At 67.6% G+C, this 16306-nt stretch carries 18 protein-coding genes; 8 read left to right on the plus strand and 10 right to left on the minus strand.

Annotated elements, in window-relative coordinates; translation table 11 throughout:
* Positions 1–260: 260 nt before the first annotated feature.
* Positions 261–473 (minus strand): DUF5326 family protein, encoded by a 213-nt coding sequence (locus OG870_RS23240; protein WP_266517684.1) that lies wholly within the window; start codon positions 471–473, stop codon positions 261–263.
* A 148-nt stretch (positions 474–621) separates the two neighbouring features.
* The gene (locus tag OG870_RS23245) at positions 622–939 is read right to left on the minus strand and encodes a cupin domain-containing protein (RefSeq protein WP_099930040.1); all 318 of its coding nucleotides are present in this window, start codon (positions 937–939) and stop codon (positions 622–624) included.
* Between the two features lie 59 nt (positions 940–998).
* Between OG870_RS23245 and OG870_RS23250 the strand changes: the two genes are divergently transcribed.
* From OG870_RS23250 to OG870_RS23270, 5 genes are all read left to right on the plus strand, one after another.
* Positions 999–1376, plus strand: coding sequence for a phage holin family protein (locus tag OG870_RS23250; RefSeq protein WP_266517687.1), 378 nt, complete (start codon positions 999–1001; stop codon positions 1374–1376).
* A 7-nt stretch (positions 1377–1383) separates the two neighbouring features.
* Positions 1384–1875, plus strand: a complete 492-nt coding sequence (locus OG870_RS23255) for a low molecular weight protein-tyrosine-phosphatase (RefSeq protein ID WP_266517690.1) — start codon at positions 1384–1386, stop codon at positions 1873–1875.
* Positions 1872–3023, plus strand: coding sequence for a cystathionine gamma-lyase (locus OG870_RS23260; protein ID WP_266583134.1), 1152 nt, complete (start codon positions 1872–1874; stop codon positions 3021–3023). Before OG870_RS23255 ends, OG870_RS23260 begins: the two co-directional genes overlap by 4 nt.
* Positions 3024–3263: 240 nt before the next feature.
* Positions 3264–4169 carry a LysR family transcriptional regulator gene (locus OG870_RS23265; RefSeq protein ID WP_266517696.1) on the plus strand — a complete coding sequence of 302 codons (906 nt, stop codon included), beginning with the start codon at positions 3264–3266 and terminating at the stop codon, positions 4167–4169.
* A gap of 88 nt (positions 4170–4257) precedes the next feature.
* Positions 4258–4740, plus strand: coding sequence for an NUDIX domain-containing protein (locus OG870_RS23270; protein ID WP_266517699.1), 483 nt, complete (start codon positions 4258–4260; stop codon positions 4738–4740).
* Between the two features lie 11 nt (positions 4741–4751).
* On the opposite strand, the gene OG870_RS23275 is transcribed toward OG870_RS23270, so the two are convergent.
* Positions 4752–6203: a globin domain-containing protein gene (locus OG870_RS23275; protein WP_266583132.1), complete on the minus strand. Its 1452-nt coding sequence runs from the start codon at positions 6201–6203 to the stop codon at positions 4752–4754.
* Between the two features lie 284 nt (positions 6204–6487).
* A complete protein-coding gene (locus OG870_RS23280; RefSeq protein ID WP_266583130.1) occupies positions 6488–7120 on the minus strand; it encodes an HAD family hydrolase in 633 nt (210 codons plus the stop codon).
* Between the two features lie 196 nt (positions 7121–7316).
* On the opposite strand from OG870_RS23280, the gene OG870_RS23285 reads away from it, so the two are divergent.
* Both OG870_RS23285 and OG870_RS23290 read left to right on the plus strand, forming a co-directional pair.
* Entirely contained in the window at positions 7317–8183 is an 867-nt protein-coding gene (locus tag OG870_RS23285; protein ID WP_266583128.1) for a GNAT family N-acetyltransferase, read from the plus strand.
* Positions 8184–8222: 39 nt separating this feature from the next.
* On the plus strand, positions 8223–8675 hold the full coding sequence (locus OG870_RS23290) for a GNAT family N-acetyltransferase (RefSeq protein ID WP_266583126.1): 453 nt from the start codon (positions 8223–8225) through the stop codon (positions 8673–8675).
* Between the two features lie 59 nt (positions 8676–8734).
* Here the strand turns inward: OG870_RS23290 and OG870_RS23295 are convergent, their stop codons facing one another.
* From OG870_RS23295 to dnaB, 3 genes are all read right to left on the minus strand, one after another.
* Positions 8735–10120 carry a serine hydrolase domain-containing protein gene (locus OG870_RS23295; protein ID WP_266583124.1) on the minus strand — a complete coding sequence of 462 codons (1386 nt, stop codon included), beginning with the start codon at positions 10118–10120 and terminating at the stop codon, positions 8735–8737.
* Positions 10121–10319: 199 nt separating this feature from the next.
* Complete coding sequence (locus OG870_RS23300) at positions 10320–11153, minus strand: PIG-L family deacetylase (RefSeq protein ID WP_266583122.1); 834 nt, start codon at positions 11151–11153, stop codon at positions 10320–10322.
* A 324-nt stretch (positions 11154–11477) separates the two neighbouring features.
* Positions 11478–12956, minus strand: coding sequence for a replicative DNA helicase (gene dnaB / locus OG870_RS23305; RefSeq protein WP_266517722.1), 1479 nt, complete (start codon positions 12954–12956; stop codon positions 11478–11480).
* A gap of 452 nt (positions 12957–13408) precedes the next feature.
* Here dnaB and OG870_RS23310 point away from each other — a divergent pair, with 452 nt between their 5' ends.
* Positions 13409–14755, plus strand: coding sequence for an MATE family efflux transporter (locus OG870_RS23310; RefSeq protein WP_405624597.1), 1347 nt, complete (start codon positions 13409–13411; stop codon positions 14753–14755).
* Between the two features lie 128 nt (positions 14756–14883).
* On the opposite strand, the gene rplI is transcribed toward OG870_RS23310, so the two are convergent.
* From rplI to OG870_RS23325, 3 genes are read right to left on the minus strand one after another with little or no spacing between them, the layout of a single operon-like run.
* Positions 14884–15330, minus strand: coding sequence for a 50S ribosomal protein L9 (gene rplI, locus OG870_RS23315; protein ID WP_266517732.1), 447 nt, complete (start codon positions 15328–15330; stop codon positions 14884–14886).
* An 18-nt stretch (positions 15331–15348) separates the two neighbouring features.
* Positions 15349–15585 (minus strand): 30S ribosomal protein S18, encoded by a 237-nt coding sequence (rpsR, locus tag OG870_RS23320; RefSeq protein WP_003949403.1) that lies wholly within the window; start codon positions 15583–15585, stop codon positions 15349–15351.
* 44 nt (positions 15586–15629) lie between these two features.
* The gene (locus OG870_RS23325) at positions 15630–16229 is read right to left on the minus strand and encodes a single-stranded DNA-binding protein (protein ID WP_266517734.1); all 600 of its coding nucleotides are present in this window, start codon (positions 16227–16229) and stop codon (positions 15630–15632) included.
* Between the last annotated feature and the right edge of the window lie 77 nt (positions 16230–16306).

Below are 16306 nucleotides of genomic sequence, written 5' to 3' on the forward strand. Positions count from 1 at the left end.
GCGTCCCGGGGTCGGAGCGGGCACTGCGTGGGGGTCAGTGAGTGCGGTGTCTACCGTGGCCAAGGGTCACTCCCGAAGCGCGAGGGGGCAGCCCGTGCTGGGGAACACGGGTGGGGGTGTACGCCGCTCGCGGGGTCGTCCCCGCGTCGAATTCCGGACTCTATTCGCCCGCTGCCGCCTTGAGGCGGCCGGTCCGGAAAACTTCCCTCGCGCGAGGGAACCGGTGATTCCTGTTACCGATCACCGGTGTCCCAGGGCCCTCACCAGTCGCTACGTGAGGACGAGCTCGACGTGAACTTCCGTACGACGTAAATCAGTCCGCCGACCAGTGCGACGAAGACCAGAAGCTTGAACAGCAGCCCGATGAAGAAGCCGACGACTGTGGCTATCAGCCCGCCGAAGACGACCAGGGCGATGACCGGCACCGCGATCCACTTCACCCACCACGGCAGTCCGCCGAAGATCTCACCCATTGCCTCGTCCTTAACTCTCCGCCCGGCTGCTGTGCAGGGGCCCTTTGATGTCCTGCACTCGATGCTAGGGCCGGCGGGGGCCTCAGCGGGGGCCTCGCACCCCTTGTCCTCCCCTGACTGTTCCCCTAGGGAACCCCGAGAGGGCGGGTCAGCTTTCCGGCGGAGAGAACACCACGAGCACCCGCAGGTCCTCGCTGATGTGGTGGAACTTGTGGGCGACTCCGGCGGGCACGTACACCACACTGCCGCGCGCGACCTCGGTGGTCTCCAGACCGACGGTGATCGAGGCGCGGCCGCTCACAACGAAGTAGACCTCGTCCTGGTTGTGCGGCTTCTGTGGATCATGTTCTCCGGCGTTGAGCGCGTACAGGCCGACGGACATGTGCCGCTCTCGTAGAAACTGCAGGTAGGCGCCCTCGTTGGCGGCCCGTTCCGCCTCCAGTTCGTCCAGCCGGAATGCCTTCATCGCTATTGCCGTCCTCGTCCCACTGCTCGTGACCGATCTCGTCTGCCACGATCAGACACATGAAGAATTTCGTAGTCAAGACGATCGCCAACGCGGGTGCCCTGGCGGTCGCCGTATGGCTGCTCGACAAGATCACCCTGACCGGTGACAGCACGGGCAAGAAGGCCGGCACCCTGATCGTGGTAGCGCTGATCTTCGGCCTGGTGAACTTCCTGGTCAAGCCGCTCGTGAAGCTCCTGAGCCTTCCGCTGCTCATCCTGACCCTGGGGTTGTTCACCCTGGTCGTCAACGCGTTGATGCTGCTGCTCACCTCGTGGCTGGCCGACAAGTTCGACCTGAGCTTCCACGTCGAGGGCTTCTGGACCGCGATACTGGGCGGTCTGATCATCTCCATTGTGTCCTGGGCGCTGCACGTCGTCCTGCCCGACGAGGACTGAGCACGCGATGAGCTACCGCGTCTGCTTCGTCTGCACCGGCAACATCTGCCGCTCCCCGATGGCCGAGTCCGTCTTCCGCGCCCGCATCGCGGACGCCGGGCTCGGCGGCCTCGTCGAGGTCGACAGCGCCGGCACGGGCGGCTGGCACGAGGGCGACGGCGCCGACCCGCGCACCGTCGCCGTCCTGGAGGAGAGCGGCTACGACAGCGGTCACTCGGCGCGTCAGTTCAAGCCGTCCTGGTTCTCCCGCCTCGACCTCGTCATCGCCCTCGACTCCGGCCACCTCAGGGCCCTGCGCCATCTCGCGCCCACCCAGGAGGACGCGGCCAAGGTGCGGTTGCTTCGCTCCTACGACCCCGCGGCGGGCGACGACCTCGACGTACCGGACCCGTACTACGGGGGCCTGGACGGATTCGAGGAGTGCCTTGAGATGGTGGAGACGGCGAGCGAGGGCCTCCTCGCCGCGGTACGCGAGCAAGTGGAAGGACGGGCGGCATGAGTGATTCCGCTACGGACAGGCCGTCGGGCGACGGGGACGGCACACGCGCGGTACGGGCCGGCCTGCCCGAGGCGGTCAAGAACGAACCGACCCTGCCCGGACCGGTGTTCGCCGCCCATTTCCACCTGCCGGGCGACGTCGACGGCCCGTACACCTACGGTCGCGACGACAACCCCACTTGGACGCTGCTGGAGCGCGCCGTGGGCGAGCTGGAGGCGCCGGGGCGGGACGACGTGGAGACCCTCACGTTCGCCTCCGGCATGGCCGCCATCTCGTCCGTGCTGTTCTCCCAGCTCCGCGCCGGCGACACGGTCGTGCTGCCCGGCGACGGCTACCAGGTGCTGCCCCTGGTGCGTGCGCAGCTGGAGGCGTACGGCATAGAGGTGCGCACGGTGCCGACCGGCGGGGACGCCCAGCTCGAAGTCCTCGACGGCGCACGGCTGCTGTGGCTCGAGACGCCCTCGAACCCCGGTCTCGACGTGTGCGACGTGCGACGCCTCGCCGAGGCGGCACACGCGCGCGGTGCGCTCGTCGCCGTCGACAACACCCTTGCGACGCCCCTCGGGCAGCGTCCGCTGGAGCTCGGTGCCGACTTCTCCGTGGCCAGCGGCACCAAGCAGCTCACCGGGCACGGCGACGTGCTGCTCGGCTACGTGGTCGGCCGCGACGCCGAGGCCATGGCCGCCGTACGCCGCTGGCGCAAGATCGTCGGTGCGATCCCCGGGCCCATGGAGGCCTGGCTCGCGCACCGTTCGATCGCCACGCTCCAGCTGCGCGTCGACCGGCAGTGCGCGACGGCTCTCACCGTCGCCGAGGCGCTACGGGAGCGGCCCGAGGTGACCGGGCTGCGCTACCCGGGGCTGCCCGACGACCCCTCGCACAAGATCGCCTCGCAGCAGATGCGTCGCTACGGGTGCGTGGTCTCCTTCACGCTGCCCACGCGCACGCGTGCCGACCGTTTCCTCGATGCCCTGCGGCTCGTGGACGACGCGACGAGCTTCGGCGGTGTGCGGTCCACGGCCGAGCGGCGCGGGCGCTGGGGCGGGGACGCCGTGCCGGAGGGCTTCATTCGCTTCTCGGTCGGCGCCGAGGATCCCGAGGACCTGGTGGCGGATGTGCTCCGCGCGCTGGACGAGTCGGCTCAATGACCGTCGCGGGGCCTACTTCACGGACGCCCTGCCGGTGACCTGGTACGCCCAACGGACGGTCCGAGCCTCCCCCCTCGTGGCTCGGACCGTCCTCGGTTCCGCGCGCTAAGAACCGCGCGAACAAGGCTAGTTGACTCTGTGTCAGTGTCCAATCACAGTAGCGACAGCGACCTATCGACTTATTTATAGTTGGACCCTGCCCGGGGACCGGGAGAAGGGCAGCGAAGGGGTGGGCACGCCATGGATCTGGCCTTGCTGCGCACTTTTGTGACGGTGCACCGGGCCGGCTCCTTCACCCGCGCCGCCGCGCTGCTCGGCCTGTCTCAGCCGGCCGTGACCTCGCAGATCCGCACGCTGGAGCGACAGCTGGGCCGCCCCCTGTTCCTGCGACAGGCTCGCGGTGTGACCCCGACGACGATCGGGGACGAACTCGCGCACAAGGCCGCGCCGCATCTCGACGCCCTGGTGGAGATCGCCGAGACCGGCCTGGACGACGAGTCCTCCTTACGCACGCTGCATCTCGCCGGTCCCCCCGAGTTCACGGCTGAACGGGCGTTGCCGGCCCTCACCGAGCTGACCGGCGAGGACGGCCAGGGCTTCGCGCTGCGCGCCTCATTCGGGAATGCCGAGGAGGCTCTGGAGGGGCTGTCCGCCGGGCATCACGATCTGGCCATCAGTACGGCCCGTCCGCGCGGTGCTCTGCTGACGGCGACTCCGCTGTGCGACGAAGAGCACGTCCTCGTGGCCGCCCCTCACCGGGCCGAACAGATCGGCCATGGGAAGCCGCACCGCAAGGGAGCGCCGGCCCTGGAGGACGTGCCCGTGATCGAGGTGCACGAGTCCCTGCCCTTCGTCTCCCGCTACTGGGCCTCGGTCTTCGACTCCCGCCCGGCCGCCCCCGGCACGGTCATCGTTCCGGACCTGCGCGCGGTCCTCGCCTGTGCCGTCGCGGGCGCGGGGCTCGCGGTACTGCCCCGCTATCTGTGCGGGGAAGCGCTGGAACGCGGAGACGTCGTCGCCCTGCACAATCCCGCGGTGCCCCCTCTGCGGACGTACTTCCTCGTGGTGCGCACCGGCACCCTTGCGATGCCGCACATCGCACGGGCTCACGAATGGCTGCTGCGAGCGGCAACCGACTGGTGCTGACCAGGGCTTTTCCAGCAGTCACGGGGAGATGTCGGCCGGTGACGCCCCGCGATGTTTCACGTGGAACCAACCGGGCCACATTTCCCCCATGACGGTCCGACCCGTGGTCAAGCGCACCGCTCGTGCTGTTCTGCTCGAGGGCGACAACCTGATCCTGATCAAGCGCACCAAGCCAGGTGTCGATCCCTACTGGGTCACTCCCGGTGGCGGGGTCGAGCCCGCGGACACGACCGTCGTCGACGCCCTGCACCGCGAGGTGTACGAAGAGCTGGGCGCCAAGATCACCGATGTGGTGCCCTGCTTCGTGGACACCGTGGAGCACATCGGAGAGGACGGCGGCGCGACCGGCGTGAAGGTGCAGCACTTCTTCGTCTGCCGCCTGGAGTCCATGGACCCGTCCCTGCGACATGGCCCCGAGGTGGACGAGCCCGCCGGCGAGTACGAGATCGTACGAGTGCCGTTCACCCGCGTCGGGATCGCCTCGGTGCATCTCGTGCCACTGTCCTTGCGGCACTACTTGGACGGGAACATCGAGGGCGTGCGCGCCATGCACGCTCCTGACCTGGGGTGAGGGCCGCCGGGTCAGGGGCCGGCGACGGCGAGTTCCTCCACCGCGTCGTGCCGTATGCGTTCCGACGGGATGCCCACGTGTCTCAGGGCATCCACACCTCTGCGGATCATGCCGGGCGGGCCCGAGAGGTAGGCGTCGAACGCGTGCCACGGCCCGTACTCACGTATGGCATCCGGAAGGTGGAGGTGCGCCCGCTGGTCGATGACCGCGCGCACCGAGAGCCAGGGATGTGACTGCTGGAGTCTGAGCATCGTGTCGATCTCGTACAGGTCGTGGTCGGTACGGGCGCCGTAGAACACCTCGACCGGCCGCCACTCACCGTGCTCGGCCACGTCCTCGATCAGTGCCTTGATCGGCGCTATTCCGGTGCCGCCGCCCAGGCACAGCAGCCCGCTGTCGGTGGTGTGGTCGACGGTCATCGAACCATCCGGCGGACCCAGGCGGATGATGTCGCCTGGGCGAGCACGGTGCACCAGCGCGTTCGAGACCCAGCCCGCGGGGACGGCCTTCACATGGAACGTCAGCAGACCGTCGGACCGGGGCGCCGAGGCGAACGAGTAGTGCCGCCAGATCCGCGGCCACCACGGCGTCTCCAGGCTCGTGTACTGCCCCGCCAGGAAGGGATAGGGCTGATCGGGACGCACCGTGACGACCGCTACATCCGGGGTTCTGAGGTCGTGCGCGACGATCTCGGCGAACCACCAGGCAGGGGCGCGCAGTTCGTCAGCAGCCGCTGCGTCGATCATGATCTGCGAGATCGTCGTGTACGTCCGAACCCAGGCCGCCTCCATCTCCGCGTCCCAGATTCCGGCGGTGTACTTGCTCAAAGCGCCGATGAGGCATTCGCCGACGGCCGGATAGTGCTCGGCCCTGGTGCCGTACTTGCGGTGACCCCGTCCGAGGTTCTGCAGATAGGTGACGAGGGCCTCGCTGTTGTCGATGTGCTCGGCCGCCGTGAGCAGGGCTCTGAACAGTCGGTCCCTCTGGGTGTCCATCGCGGCGGGGAACAGTGACCGCAGGTCCGGGTGGCGGACAAAGAGCATCGCGTAGAAGTACGAGGTGACCTTGTCGGCGATCGGCGCCACCTCGGCCACGCTGCGACGGATGAGAAGGCCGTCCGGGGACACACACTCGACCCGGGCCCGGGCGTGCGGCCGCCGTGCCTGCGTTGCGGGCACGGTGGAGCGCTGGATGGGCACGCGCCGGTCGGCGGGGAAGTTCTCGACGGCGGCTGGCCCCACTGCTGGAGGCTGTGCGCCGAATTCGGCCCGTGGCGCTTCCTGTGTGCTGTTCCCCCCGTCGGGGTCCCTCGTGGTGCCGCTCTCGATCGCCTCACGCTCCTCTTCCAAGGGCGTCGCCGACTGCGTGTACGGCGTGAACCAGCCGTCGCCACCGCCGCCGGAAGTGCCGTTGTCGGCCGACGCGGTGGTCGGAGCGTCCATGGTGTGCCTCGCCTCGAACATCTTTCGGTCGGTCTGCGCACTTCCTCGGCCGGAAGTTGCCTTTCCCCCGCAGACGTCTTGCTTTCCCCGTTCCATGCCGCAGCCAATGCGGCCACATTCAACCTGGATTCACACGTGTACGGACAAGTAGGCGAGAATGTGACATTGGCCGCAGTGCTCTTCACTGCAGAATCCCATCGCGCATGGGCACCTCGGCCGTATAACCGCAAACGCGGGTCTTCGATCTCTCTGTCCCGTTACGCTGCATCGCCCAGCCCCGGTCCGCACGGGATGTCTACGCCTATTCACCTGACGTGGCGCACCAATTCATAGGCTTCCCACAGATCCCCGCCCAGGTACGAGTGGGTCGCGAGACCGGCGAGGTGGCGGTCCGCATTGACCGCGACGGAGACCGGAACCGCACCGAACAGATCTTTGTCCGACAGCGAGTCGCCATAGGCAATGCAGTCGGCCAGTTCGACACCGAAGTCCCTGCACAGCCGGCCGGCGATCTCGACCTTGGCCGCAGCGCTGAGAACTCCGGTCGGATCCACGGGCTCGGTGAACGGCACGGCGGGAAAACGGGACCCTAAAGCCGCATGCGCGCCCCAGCCGGTGAGCCGCTCCACGAAGAAAGAAGGCGAGAGCGAAACGGCGGCGCAGTAGTCGCCCACCTGCCGGATCTCCGCCCAGACCTCATGGATGCGCTCGAGCCAAGGGGCAGCTTCGAAGGCCGCCGACACATGCGCTTCGGTGAGTTCCGCCCAGAGCGCATAGACCTGCGCCGCGTACTCCGGCGGCCCTATGAGCCCCGCCGAAATCGCCTGATCGAGCGCCACCGTCTCGGCTTCCAGGCCCAGCTGCCGTGAGATCTCCACCGGCGCCGAAGTGCCCTGCAGCAGCGTGCCGTCCAGATCGAAGAGATGAAGTCTCGCCATGGGGCACGAGGCTAGTGCGGCGGCCGGCTAACTCCTCCCGCAAGACGACCGGATGCCCTGCGTTCGCCCGTGTTTCACGTGAAACACCCCACTGCTGTCCGCCCGCTGTGCACTTGCCCACGACATGGCCAAAAGCCCTTGTCTCTCACGAGAAAGAGGTGGACGGCGAGGGCACCTGTCGGACAGCCTGACCTGCGTGTCGACTCCTTCCCGTGCCCCTCTTCCCATCCGCCGTCTGACGCTTCGCGATCTCACCGCCTGCGCCGACTTGTCCGAGGACCGGGGGTGGCCACGCGAGGAGCACAAGTGGGGTTTCCTCCTCACGGCAGGGAAGGGATACGGGATCGACGACCCCGACGGCGGACTCGTGAGCGCCTGTGTCGTCACCGAGTTCGGGCCACATGGCCGGCCTGCTCTCGGAGCCATCGGGATGGTGCTGGTGGCCGAACGGCACGCCCGTCAGGGCATCGGCCGCCGGCTGATGCAACACGTCGTCTCGCTGATGGGCACCACCCCGCTGACGTTGCACGCCACCCCATACGGTCGCCCGCTCTACGAGGAACTCGGCTTCAAGGTCACCGGCCGGGCGGAGATGCTGCACGGGCACTTCACGCCCAGCGGCTCTGAGCCGGCGGTTGTCACACGCGCGGCCACCGCCGAGGACCTCACTTCGATCCTCCAGCTCGACGAAGAAGTGTTCGGTGCCGACCGCACGCCCATCATCACGCGGCTGCCCGCCTTCGCCGACCGACTGCACGTGGCCGAGGAGAACGGCCGGCTCATCGGCTACGCAGCCACCTGGCCCAACATGGAAACCCAGGTGGTGGGTCCTCTGATTGCCCGGGACACGGAGACGGCGAAGGCGCTCATCGTCTCGCTCGCCACGCACACCGACCGCCCCCTGCGCACCGACATCGACGTACGCCACGAAGAGTTGCTGGCATGGGCAAAGGAGCGGGGGCTGGCGTCCATCGCGTTCAACGCGGTCATGACGTACGGGATCCCGGAACTGCCCGGCGACTGGACCAGGCGATTCGCTCCGCTGACCGTGGCAGCGGGCTGAGCCCTGCCCCCTGAGAACGACCGTACGTAGAGTGCAGACATGGGAGATCTTGAAATAAGGGCCGCCACGGCGGACGACGTGGCCGCGATGGCCGCCCTGCTCGCCGACGACCCCTTGGGCGCCCAGCGCGAGTCACCGGACGATCTCACCCCGTACCTGTCCGCGTTGGAGCGCCTCACGTCCGACCCGAACCAGTATCTGGTCGTAGCGGTTCGGCAGGGACATGTCGTCGGGACGCTGCAGCTCACGATCATCCCCGGCCTATCGCGTCGCGGTGCCACCAGGTCGATCATCGAAGGTGTCCGGATCCACGCCGATGAACGAGGCGGCGGTCTGGGCACACGGCTCATCCAGTGGGCGGTCGACGAATCCCGGCGCCAGGGCTGCCAGTTGGCCCAGCTGACTTCCGACACCACGCGCACCGACGCCCACCGCTTCTACGAGCGGCTCGGCTTCACGGCCTCACACGTCGGGTTCAAGATCCAACTGTGAGGCCGCGAAGTGAAGCGTCATGTTTCACGTGAAACACGGCCCCGTGCGGGCAAGGGTGATCAGCCGATCCCCCGCCAGCCGTCCGGATCCACCCCACCCGGCACGGAGGCCTCCTCGTCGTACGGCTGACGCGCGAACACGAACGACCCGAGGTCCAGATGGCTCACCGTCCCGTCCGGGCGCCGTACCGCCTTCAGGGGCTCTCCGGCGTAGTAGCCCTCCAGTCCGGTCCAGGTCCCGTCACCGTTCGCCCTGAAGCGCGAGCGGCGGCCACTGCCGGACAGCGGCTCCATCGAGACACCTCCGTCGGCCGCGAGCCGCAGGGCGAACGCATGCGTTCCCCAATACCAGGGTCCGGTCAACTCCAGTACGCGCGGCGCGACTTGAGCCAGCGGCCGCCACGGATCGGGAATGCGCGGCTCGGCCTCGGCGACGATCCGTACGAGATCCGCTCCGACGGTGCCCAGCAGAGGACCGGAGGTGCAGTTGGCCAGCACCACTGCCGCGACGTCGTCCTCGACGCTGATGGTGAGGTTCGCCAGAAAGCCCGGCAGCGATCCGGAGTGCCCCACGAGCAGTCGGCCGGCCCGGTGCTGGATCTGCAGCCCCAGTCCGTACGTGGCTCCGTCCACGACGTCTGCGGCTTCGGCGGGCGCAGCGGGCGTGCGCATCTCTCTCACGGTCTCGGCACTCAGCACCCGGTCGTCGCCCTGTGCCAGGAAGACGGCAAAGCGCGCCAGGTCGGCTGCCGTGGACCAGAGCTGACCGGCAGGAGCCATCCGGCCGAGGTATTCGGCGGGTTCGGGCAGCAGGGCATCTGCCCAGGGATGCACGGCCCAGCCACCCGCATGGGGTGCCTGTGGGTGAGCGCTCGTACGGTCGAGGCCCAGAGGTTCGAGCACTTCACGCCGAAGTACTTCCTCCCACGGCGCTCCACGCAGCTTCTCAACGAGCGTGCCGAGCACGGTGTAGCCGGGGTTGGAGTAGTGGAATCGGCGGCCGACCGGATGGAGAAGAGGCTGTTCGCCCAGGACATCGGCGAGTTCGGGGCGCAGGGACCCCGGGGTGCGCTCCCACCACGGGGCGGGCGACTCCGCCGCCAATCCGCTCGTGTGGGCGAGGAGGTCGGCGATGGTCGCCTCCCCCGCGCCGGTTCCGGACACGTGCTTCTCCAACGGATCACCAAGGTCGAGTGCGCCCTCGTCGCGCAGCCGCAGCACCAGAACAGCGGTGAAGGTCTTGGTGATGGAGCCGATGCGGTACTGAACGTTCTCGTCCGGGCCATGCCCGTCCACCGAGGTCCGCGCACCGTGCCACACGGCCCGCCCACCTCTCACGACCGCCGCGACCACCGAAGGCGCACGCCCTTCGGACTGGGCCACAGCGATCCTGTGCAGCAGTGCCCGGCGCGTTCCGGGGAGCAGCTCTTCCTGAGGTGTCGTCATGGCCTCAGTCCATCCCGCAAGGCCCTCGACCGTCGAGTCAAATTCGGCGGGTCCCCGGCGGTCTGTCTTGATCGGAGCAGACCGCCGGGCTCGTGACCTGGGGCGCGGGCTGCCGGAGCGGAACTCGCGTGGACAAGCCTCCGGGTGTGTGACCCGCCCGATGCCTCCATGCGCCTTCCCGGCCGGGCGGACGGTCAGATCAGCGCAGGCCGGCGAAGAGATCGTTCTCGGGTAGGTCCGCGCCGGTGGCGTCCTGGACGCGTACGAAGGTCTCCATGCCCATCAACTCGCCGAACCTCTCCTTGCCCATCTTGAGGAAGAAGATGTTCTCGCCCTGGCTGGCGTGAGCGGCCAGCGCGTCGAACTTCTGACCGCTGAACGCGGTGGTGTCCACCCAGGTGGTGATTTCATCGTCGGGAAGGCCGATCTTGGCCATCGCGGCGGCCTCGGCGGGGTCCGGCTCCGGCATGTCCGGATGAAACTCGCGCATGATCTCACCGAACCGCTGCATGCTCGAGCGGGGCATCGTGGTCCAGTACACCTTCGGTTTCAGTGCGGTCATCTCCAGCGCCGCCATCGTGATGCGGTGGGCCTGGATGTGGTCGGGGTGGCCGTAGAAGCCGTTCTCGTCATAGGTGACGACCACATCAGGTCGGTAGTGCCGCATGAGTTCCGCGAGCTGGGCCGCGCCTTCCTGCACGGGGGTCTGCCAGAAGGATCCGGGGACGTCGTTGCTCGGCCAGCCCATCATCCCGGAGTCGGCATAGTCCAACATCTCCAGATCGCTGATCTTCAGGACGTCACAGCTCGCCTCAAGTTCTTGACGGCGCATCAGTGCGACCGCCGCCGGATCGTGGCCGGGATCGCCCGGCTTGACACCCCCCGGTCCGTCACCGCAACCGCCGTCGGTACACGTCACGAGAACCGTGCGGATGCCCTCCGCCGCGTACCTTGCGAGGACCCCTCCGGTTCCGGTGGCCTCGTCGTCGGGGTGGGCGTGTACTGCCATGAGCGTCAAGGGCCGGTCAGTCATGGAACAGTCCTCCTGCAGAAATACGTCTTGGTCCGAGTGCGCGGCGGGCGTACCGCGCTCCTGGGGCCCGGATCCTGGTGGGGCGGACGACCTTGTGGTCTCCGTGTTCCCCGCAGTGCGGCGCCGGTCCCCTCGGTCGATGCAACCGCGCCGACCGGACCGGCTGTTCCCGGCGGGGCCGCTCGGTCTTCCACGCCTCGGCGTTTCAACGCGAACGAGGTACAGGCGCGACCTGCATGTCTCAGTGCCACGTCGGATCCGACTTCCGTCCGGCGCCGACCGTGAGATTCCGACACGAAATTTCAGACCGCCCCCTGACGCAGGTCAGGTCTGCGCCATGTCCACGAAGCGCGAGTAGTGGCCCTGGAAGGCGACCGTGATCGTCGCGGTCGGGCCGTTACGGTGCTTGGCCACGATCAGGTCCGCCTCGCCCGCGCGCGGCGACTCCTTCTCGTAGGCGTCCTCACGGTGCAGCAGGATGACCATGTCGGCGTCCTGCTCGATGGAGCCGGACTCACGCAGGTCGGAGACCATCGGCTTCTTGTCGGTGCGCTGCTCGGGACCACGGTTCAGCTGGGACAGCGCGATGACCGGGAGCTCCAGCTCCTTGGCGAGGAGCTTGAGGTTACGGGACATGTCCGAGACCTCCTGCTGGCGGTTCTCGGCACGCTTGGAGCCGCCGGACTGCATCAGCTGGAGATAGTCGATGACGACCAGTCTGATGTCGTTGCGCTGCTTGAGACGCCGGCACTTGGCGCGGATCTCCATCATCGACAGGTTCGGGGAGTCGTCGATGAACAACGGTGCGGCCGACACATCCGGCATCCGGCGGGCCAGACGCGTCCAGTCCTCGTCGGTCATCGTGCCGGAACGCATGTGGTGCAGGGCGACTCGAGCCTCGGCGGACAACAGACGCATCGCGATCTCGTTGCGACCCATTTCGAGGGAGAAGATGACACTCGGCAGGTTGTGCTTGATCGATGCGGCGCGGGCGAAGTCGAGTGCGAGGGTGGACTTACCCATGGCGGGACGCGCGGCGATGACGATCATCTGACCCGGATGCAAGCCGTTGGTGAGCGAGTCGAAGTCGGTGAACCCCGTGGGCACACCGGTCATCTCCCCGGAACGGGAGCCGATCGCCTCGATCTCGTCGAGCGCACCCTCCATGATGTCGCCGAGCGGCAGGTAGTCCTCACTGGTGCGCTGCTCGGTGACCGCGTAGATCTCGGCCTGGGCGCGGTTGACGATCTCGTCGACGTCGTCGTCGGCCGCGTATCCCATCTGGGTGATACGGGTCCCGGCCTCGACCAGCCTGCGCAGGACCGCGCGCTCGTGCACGATCTCCGCGTAGTACTCGGCGTTGGCCGCCGTCGGCACGGTCTGGACGAGGGTGTGCAGATAGGACGCGCCGCCGACCTTGTTGATCTCTCCGCGTTTGGTGAGCTCGGCGGCGATCGTGATGGGGTCGGCCGGCTCGCCCTTGGCGTAGACGTCGAGGATCGCCTGGAAGATCGTCTCGTGTGCGGGTTTGTAGAAGTCGTGGCCCTTGAGGATCTCCACAACGTCGGCAATGGCGTCCTTGGACAGCAGCATGCCGCCGAGAACGGACTGCTCGGCATCCAGGTCCTGGGGCGGCACGCGCTCGAAGGATGTGCCTCCGCCGTCCCATTCGCCGCTGTCCCGGCCTCGGTCATGTTGTTCGTCTCGGCCCCGGCCCCCTTCGCCGCGGCGGCGGGAGGCAGGCAGACGATCACTTGGACCGCTGTCGGCCCAGGGGTCGTCCAAGGGCTCGGAAATGCTCACCGAGCCACCTCCTCCCGTCCGCCGACGAGCGGACCTAGCCGTGCTCTCTTTTCTACGGCACGGCACTGACAAATGAGAGGCCCAACTCCGGTTACTGCGCGTCTGTTTTGAGCTGGATTCCCTGCCGACGAACGGAGTGGGCGCCGGACCACGGTAGGCCTGCCGGCACCGTCAGCCAATCTGGTTATCCACAGGCCATGTGGACGACGGCCCGGATGCTGTGGAGAACTCCGCAAAACCTGTGCACGATGCGGTGGACAGCCCTGTGAACAAGCTCAAGCCTTTCTGACGCAACCTACTCTGACCTGCACTTTTCCCATCCACCGGCTGTGCAGAAGAAAAACTTTCCCAGTCGGACCAAGATCGCCTCGAACGACGCACGAACGAGCACACGGAGAGTCAGGAGGTAAGGGTCACAAAAGCTTTGCATCTCTTACCTGTGGACGATTAGATTGGTGCTCATGACACAGGCTCCCGTGACCTCCAGGGCCACCCGGCGGCAGCACGATCGAGAGATCGTCGCACTGGCTGTCCCGGCCTTCGGCGCACTCGTCGCCGAGCCCCTCTTTGTCATGGCCGACAGCGCAATCGTGGGGCACCTCGGCACGGCGCAACTCGCCGGACTCGGCGTCGCCTCGGCCCTCCTCATGACAGCAGTCAGCATCTTCGTCTTCCTCGCCTACGCCACTACGGCGGCCGTCGCCCGACGTGTCGGTGCGGGCGACCTCCAGGCCGCCATCCGCCAGGGAATGGATGGCATCTGGCTGGCACTCCTGCTCGGTGCTGCCGTCATCGCCGCCGTACTCCCCACGGCGCCGACCGTGGTGGAACTCTTCGGCGCCTCTGACACCGCGGCCCCCTACGCGACCGCATACCTGCGCATCTCGGCGCTCGGTATCCCGGCCATGCTCGTCGTGCTCGCCTCCACCGGTGTCCTGCGTGGCCTGCAGGACACAAAGACGCCCCTCTATGTCGCCGTCGCAGGCTTTGTCACCAACGCCGCCCTCAACGCCGGCCTCGTCTACGGCGCCGATCTCGGCATCGCCGGTTCCGCCTGGGGCACCGTCATCGCACAGTGCGGCATGGCAGCCGCCTATCTCATAGTGGTCGTCCGCGGAGCCCGCAGACACGGAGCCTCACTGCGTCCCGACGCGGCGGGGATACGGGCCTCGGCACAAGCCGGCGTCCCCCTGCTGGTCCGCACGCTCTCGCTCCGGGCGATCCTGATGATTGCCACGGCCGTCGCCGCCCGCCTCGGCGATGCCGATATCGCGGCACACCAGATCGTGCTGTCCCTGTGGAGTTTGCTTGCCTTCGCCCTTGATGCCATCGCCATCGCGGGTCAGGCCATCATCGGACGCTACCTAGGCGCAGACGACCCCGAGGGTGCCCGCCACGCCTGCCGCCGCATGGTCCAGTGGGGGATCGCGGTCGGCGGCGTACTCGGCGTACTGGTGATGATCGCCCGGCCGGTGTTCCTGCCCCTGTTCACCAACGACACCGTGGTGAAGGACGCCGCCCTGCCCGCTCTTCTCGTGGTCGCTCTCTCCCAGCCGATCTGCGGCATTGTCTTCGTCCTGGACGGGGTGCTGATGGGCGCGGGCGACGGCCCGTATCTGGCCTGGGCCATGGTGGCCACTCTGGCTGCCTTCGCCCCACTGGCGTTGCTCGTCCCGACGCTGGGTGGCGGCCTCACAGCGCTCTGGGGAGCGATGACGCTGATGATGGCGATGCGCATGCTGACCCTTTGGCTGCGGACCCGTTCGGGCCGCTGGATCGTCACAGGCGCCACCCGCTGACTGTTTCACGTGAAACCGGCGTTTCACGTGAAACATGCGCGGTGCCGTACTGAACCGGAACGCGAAGAAGGGGCGGCACCCGCGACGGGTGCCGCCCCTTCTCTCAGCAGTTCAGCCGAGCGCAGCGATCAGGCCGCGACGACCTCGATGTTGACCTTGGCGGCAACCTCGGGGTGCAGACGCACAGACGTCTCGTGGGCGCCCAGGGTCTTGATCGGCGCACCCAGCTCGATGCGGCGCTTGTCGACCTCGGGGCCACCGGAAGCCTTGATCGCCGAAGCGACGTCGGCCGGGGTGACGGAACCGAAGAGACGACCGGCGTCGCCGGAGCGGACAGCCAGACGGACCTTGACGCCCTCGAGCTGGGCCTTCACCTGGTTGGCCTGCTCGATGGTCTGGATCTCGTGAATCTTGCGAGCACGACGGATCTGCTCGACGTCCTTCTCGCCACCCTTGGTCCAGCGGATAGCGAACTTCCGCGGGATCAGGTAGTTGCGAGCGTAACCGTCCTTGACGTCGACGACGTCGCCCGCGGCACCGAGGCCGGAGACCTCGTGGGTGAGGATGATCTTCATGTTTCGGTCACCCTTCCCTTATCGCGCGGTAGACGTGTAGGGCAGCAGCGCCATCTCACGGCTGTTCTTGACGGCCGTGGCGACGTCACGCTGGTGCTGCGTGCAGTTGCCGGTCACGCGGCGGGCACGGATCTTGCCGCGGTCGGAAATGAACTTCCGCAGCATGTTCGTGTCCTTGTAGTCCACGTACGTGACCTTGTCCTTGCAGAAAGCGCAGACCTTCTTCTTAGGCTTGCGCACAGGCGGCTTCGCCATGGTGTTTCTCCTGTGTGATCAAGAAGTTTGGGTACGAACCCGCCCTAGAAGGGAGGCTCGTCCGAGTAGCCGCCGCCAGCGCTGCCGCCGGAGTTTCCACCCCAGCCGCCGCCACCGCCGCCGCCCTGGTTGCCACCGGCAGGAGTGCCGGTCGCCCACGGGTCGTCGGCGGGAGCGCCGCCGCCTTGCTGGCCGCCGCCGGAGCCACCGCCCCAGCCACCGCCACCCTGGCCGCCGCCACCGCCGCTGTAACCGCCCTGGCCCTGCTGCCCACCGCGGCCGGCGGTCTTGGTGACCTTGGCCGTGGCGTTGCGCAGGCTGGCGCCGACTTCCTCGACGTCCAGTTCGTAGACCGTGCGCTTGACGCCCTCACGGTCCTCGTAGGACCGCTGCTTCAGCCGGCCCTGCACGATGACGCGCATGCCTCGCTGGAGCGACTCCGCGACGTTCTCCGCCGCCTGACGCCAGACCGAGCAGGTCAGAAAGAGGCTTTCGCCGTCCTTCCACTCGTTCGTCTGGCGGTCGAAGGTGCGGGGAGTGGACGCGACACGGAACTTCGCGACCGCCGCACCGGAGGGGGTGAAGCGCAGCTCGGGGTCATCGACAAGATTGCCGACGACCGTGATGACGGTCTCGCCTGCCATGGGGGAACCTCTCGGCGGGTTTGCTGCTGGCTGCTTGTGCTGCTACTCGAAATCCCGAGATCAGCTGAGCTGGAGAG

This window comes from Streptomyces sp. NBC_00461 (assembly GCF_036013935.1).
In the GTDB taxonomy this organism is placed as follows: domain Bacteria; phylum Actinomycetota; class Actinomycetes; order Streptomycetales; family Streptomycetaceae; genus Streptomyces.

Bases quoted from the DNA above. Each gene is read 5' to 3' on its own strand.
- OG870_RS23240 (WP_266517684.1), bottom strand. From the start codon at position 473: ATGGGTGAGATCTTCGGCGGACTGCCGTGGTGGGTGAAGTGGATCGCG.
- OG870_RS23245 (WP_099930040.1), bottom strand. From the start codon at position 939: ATGAAGGCATTCCGGCTGGACGAACTGGAGGCGGAACGGGCCGCCAAC.
- OG870_RS23250 (WP_266517687.1), top strand. From the start codon at position 999: ATGAAGAATTTCGTAGTCAAGACGATCGCCAACGCGGGTGCCCTGGCG.
- OG870_RS23255 (WP_266517690.1), top strand. From the start codon at position 1,384: ATGAGCTACCGCGTCTGCTTCGTCTGCACCGGCAACATCTGCCGCTCC.
- OG870_RS23260 (WP_266583134.1), top strand. From the start codon at position 1,872: ATGAGTGATTCCGCTACGGACAGGCCGTCGGGCGACGGGGACGGCACA.
- OG870_RS23265 (WP_266517696.1), top strand. From the start codon at position 3,264: ATGGATCTGGCCTTGCTGCGCACTTTTGTGACGGTGCACCGGGCCGGC.
- OG870_RS23270 (WP_266517699.1), top strand. From the start codon at position 4,258: ATGACGGTCCGACCCGTGGTCAAGCGCACCGCTCGTGCTGTTCTGCTC.
- OG870_RS23275 (WP_266583132.1), bottom strand. From the start codon at position 6,203: ATGTTCGAGGCGAGGCACACCATGGACGCTCCGACCACCGCGTCGGCC.
- OG870_RS23280 (WP_266583130.1), bottom strand. From the start codon at position 7,120: ATGGCGAGACTTCATCTCTTCGATCTGGACGGCACGCTGCTGCAGGGC.
- OG870_RS23290 (WP_266583126.1), top strand. From the start codon at position 8,223: ATGGGAGATCTTGAAATAAGGGCCGCCACGGCGGACGACGTGGCCGCG.
- OG870_RS23295 (WP_266583124.1), bottom strand. From the start codon at position 10,120: ATGACGACACCTCAGGAAGAGCTGCTCCCCGGAACGCGCCGGGCACTG.
- OG870_RS23300 (WP_266583122.1), bottom strand. From the start codon at position 11,153: ATGACTGACCGGCCCTTGACGCTCATGGCAGTACACGCCCACCCCGAC.
- rplI (WP_266517732.1), bottom strand. From the start codon at position 15,330: ATGAAGATCATCCTCACCCACGAGGTCTCCGGCCTCGGTGCCGCGGGC.
- rpsR (WP_003949403.1), bottom strand. From the start codon at position 15,585: ATGGCGAAGCCGCCTGTGCGCAAGCCTAAGAAGAAGGTCTGCGCTTTC.
- OG870_RS23325 (WP_266517734.1), bottom strand. From the start codon at position 16,229: ATGGCAGGCGAGACCGTCATCACGGTCGTCGGCAATCTTGTCGATGAC.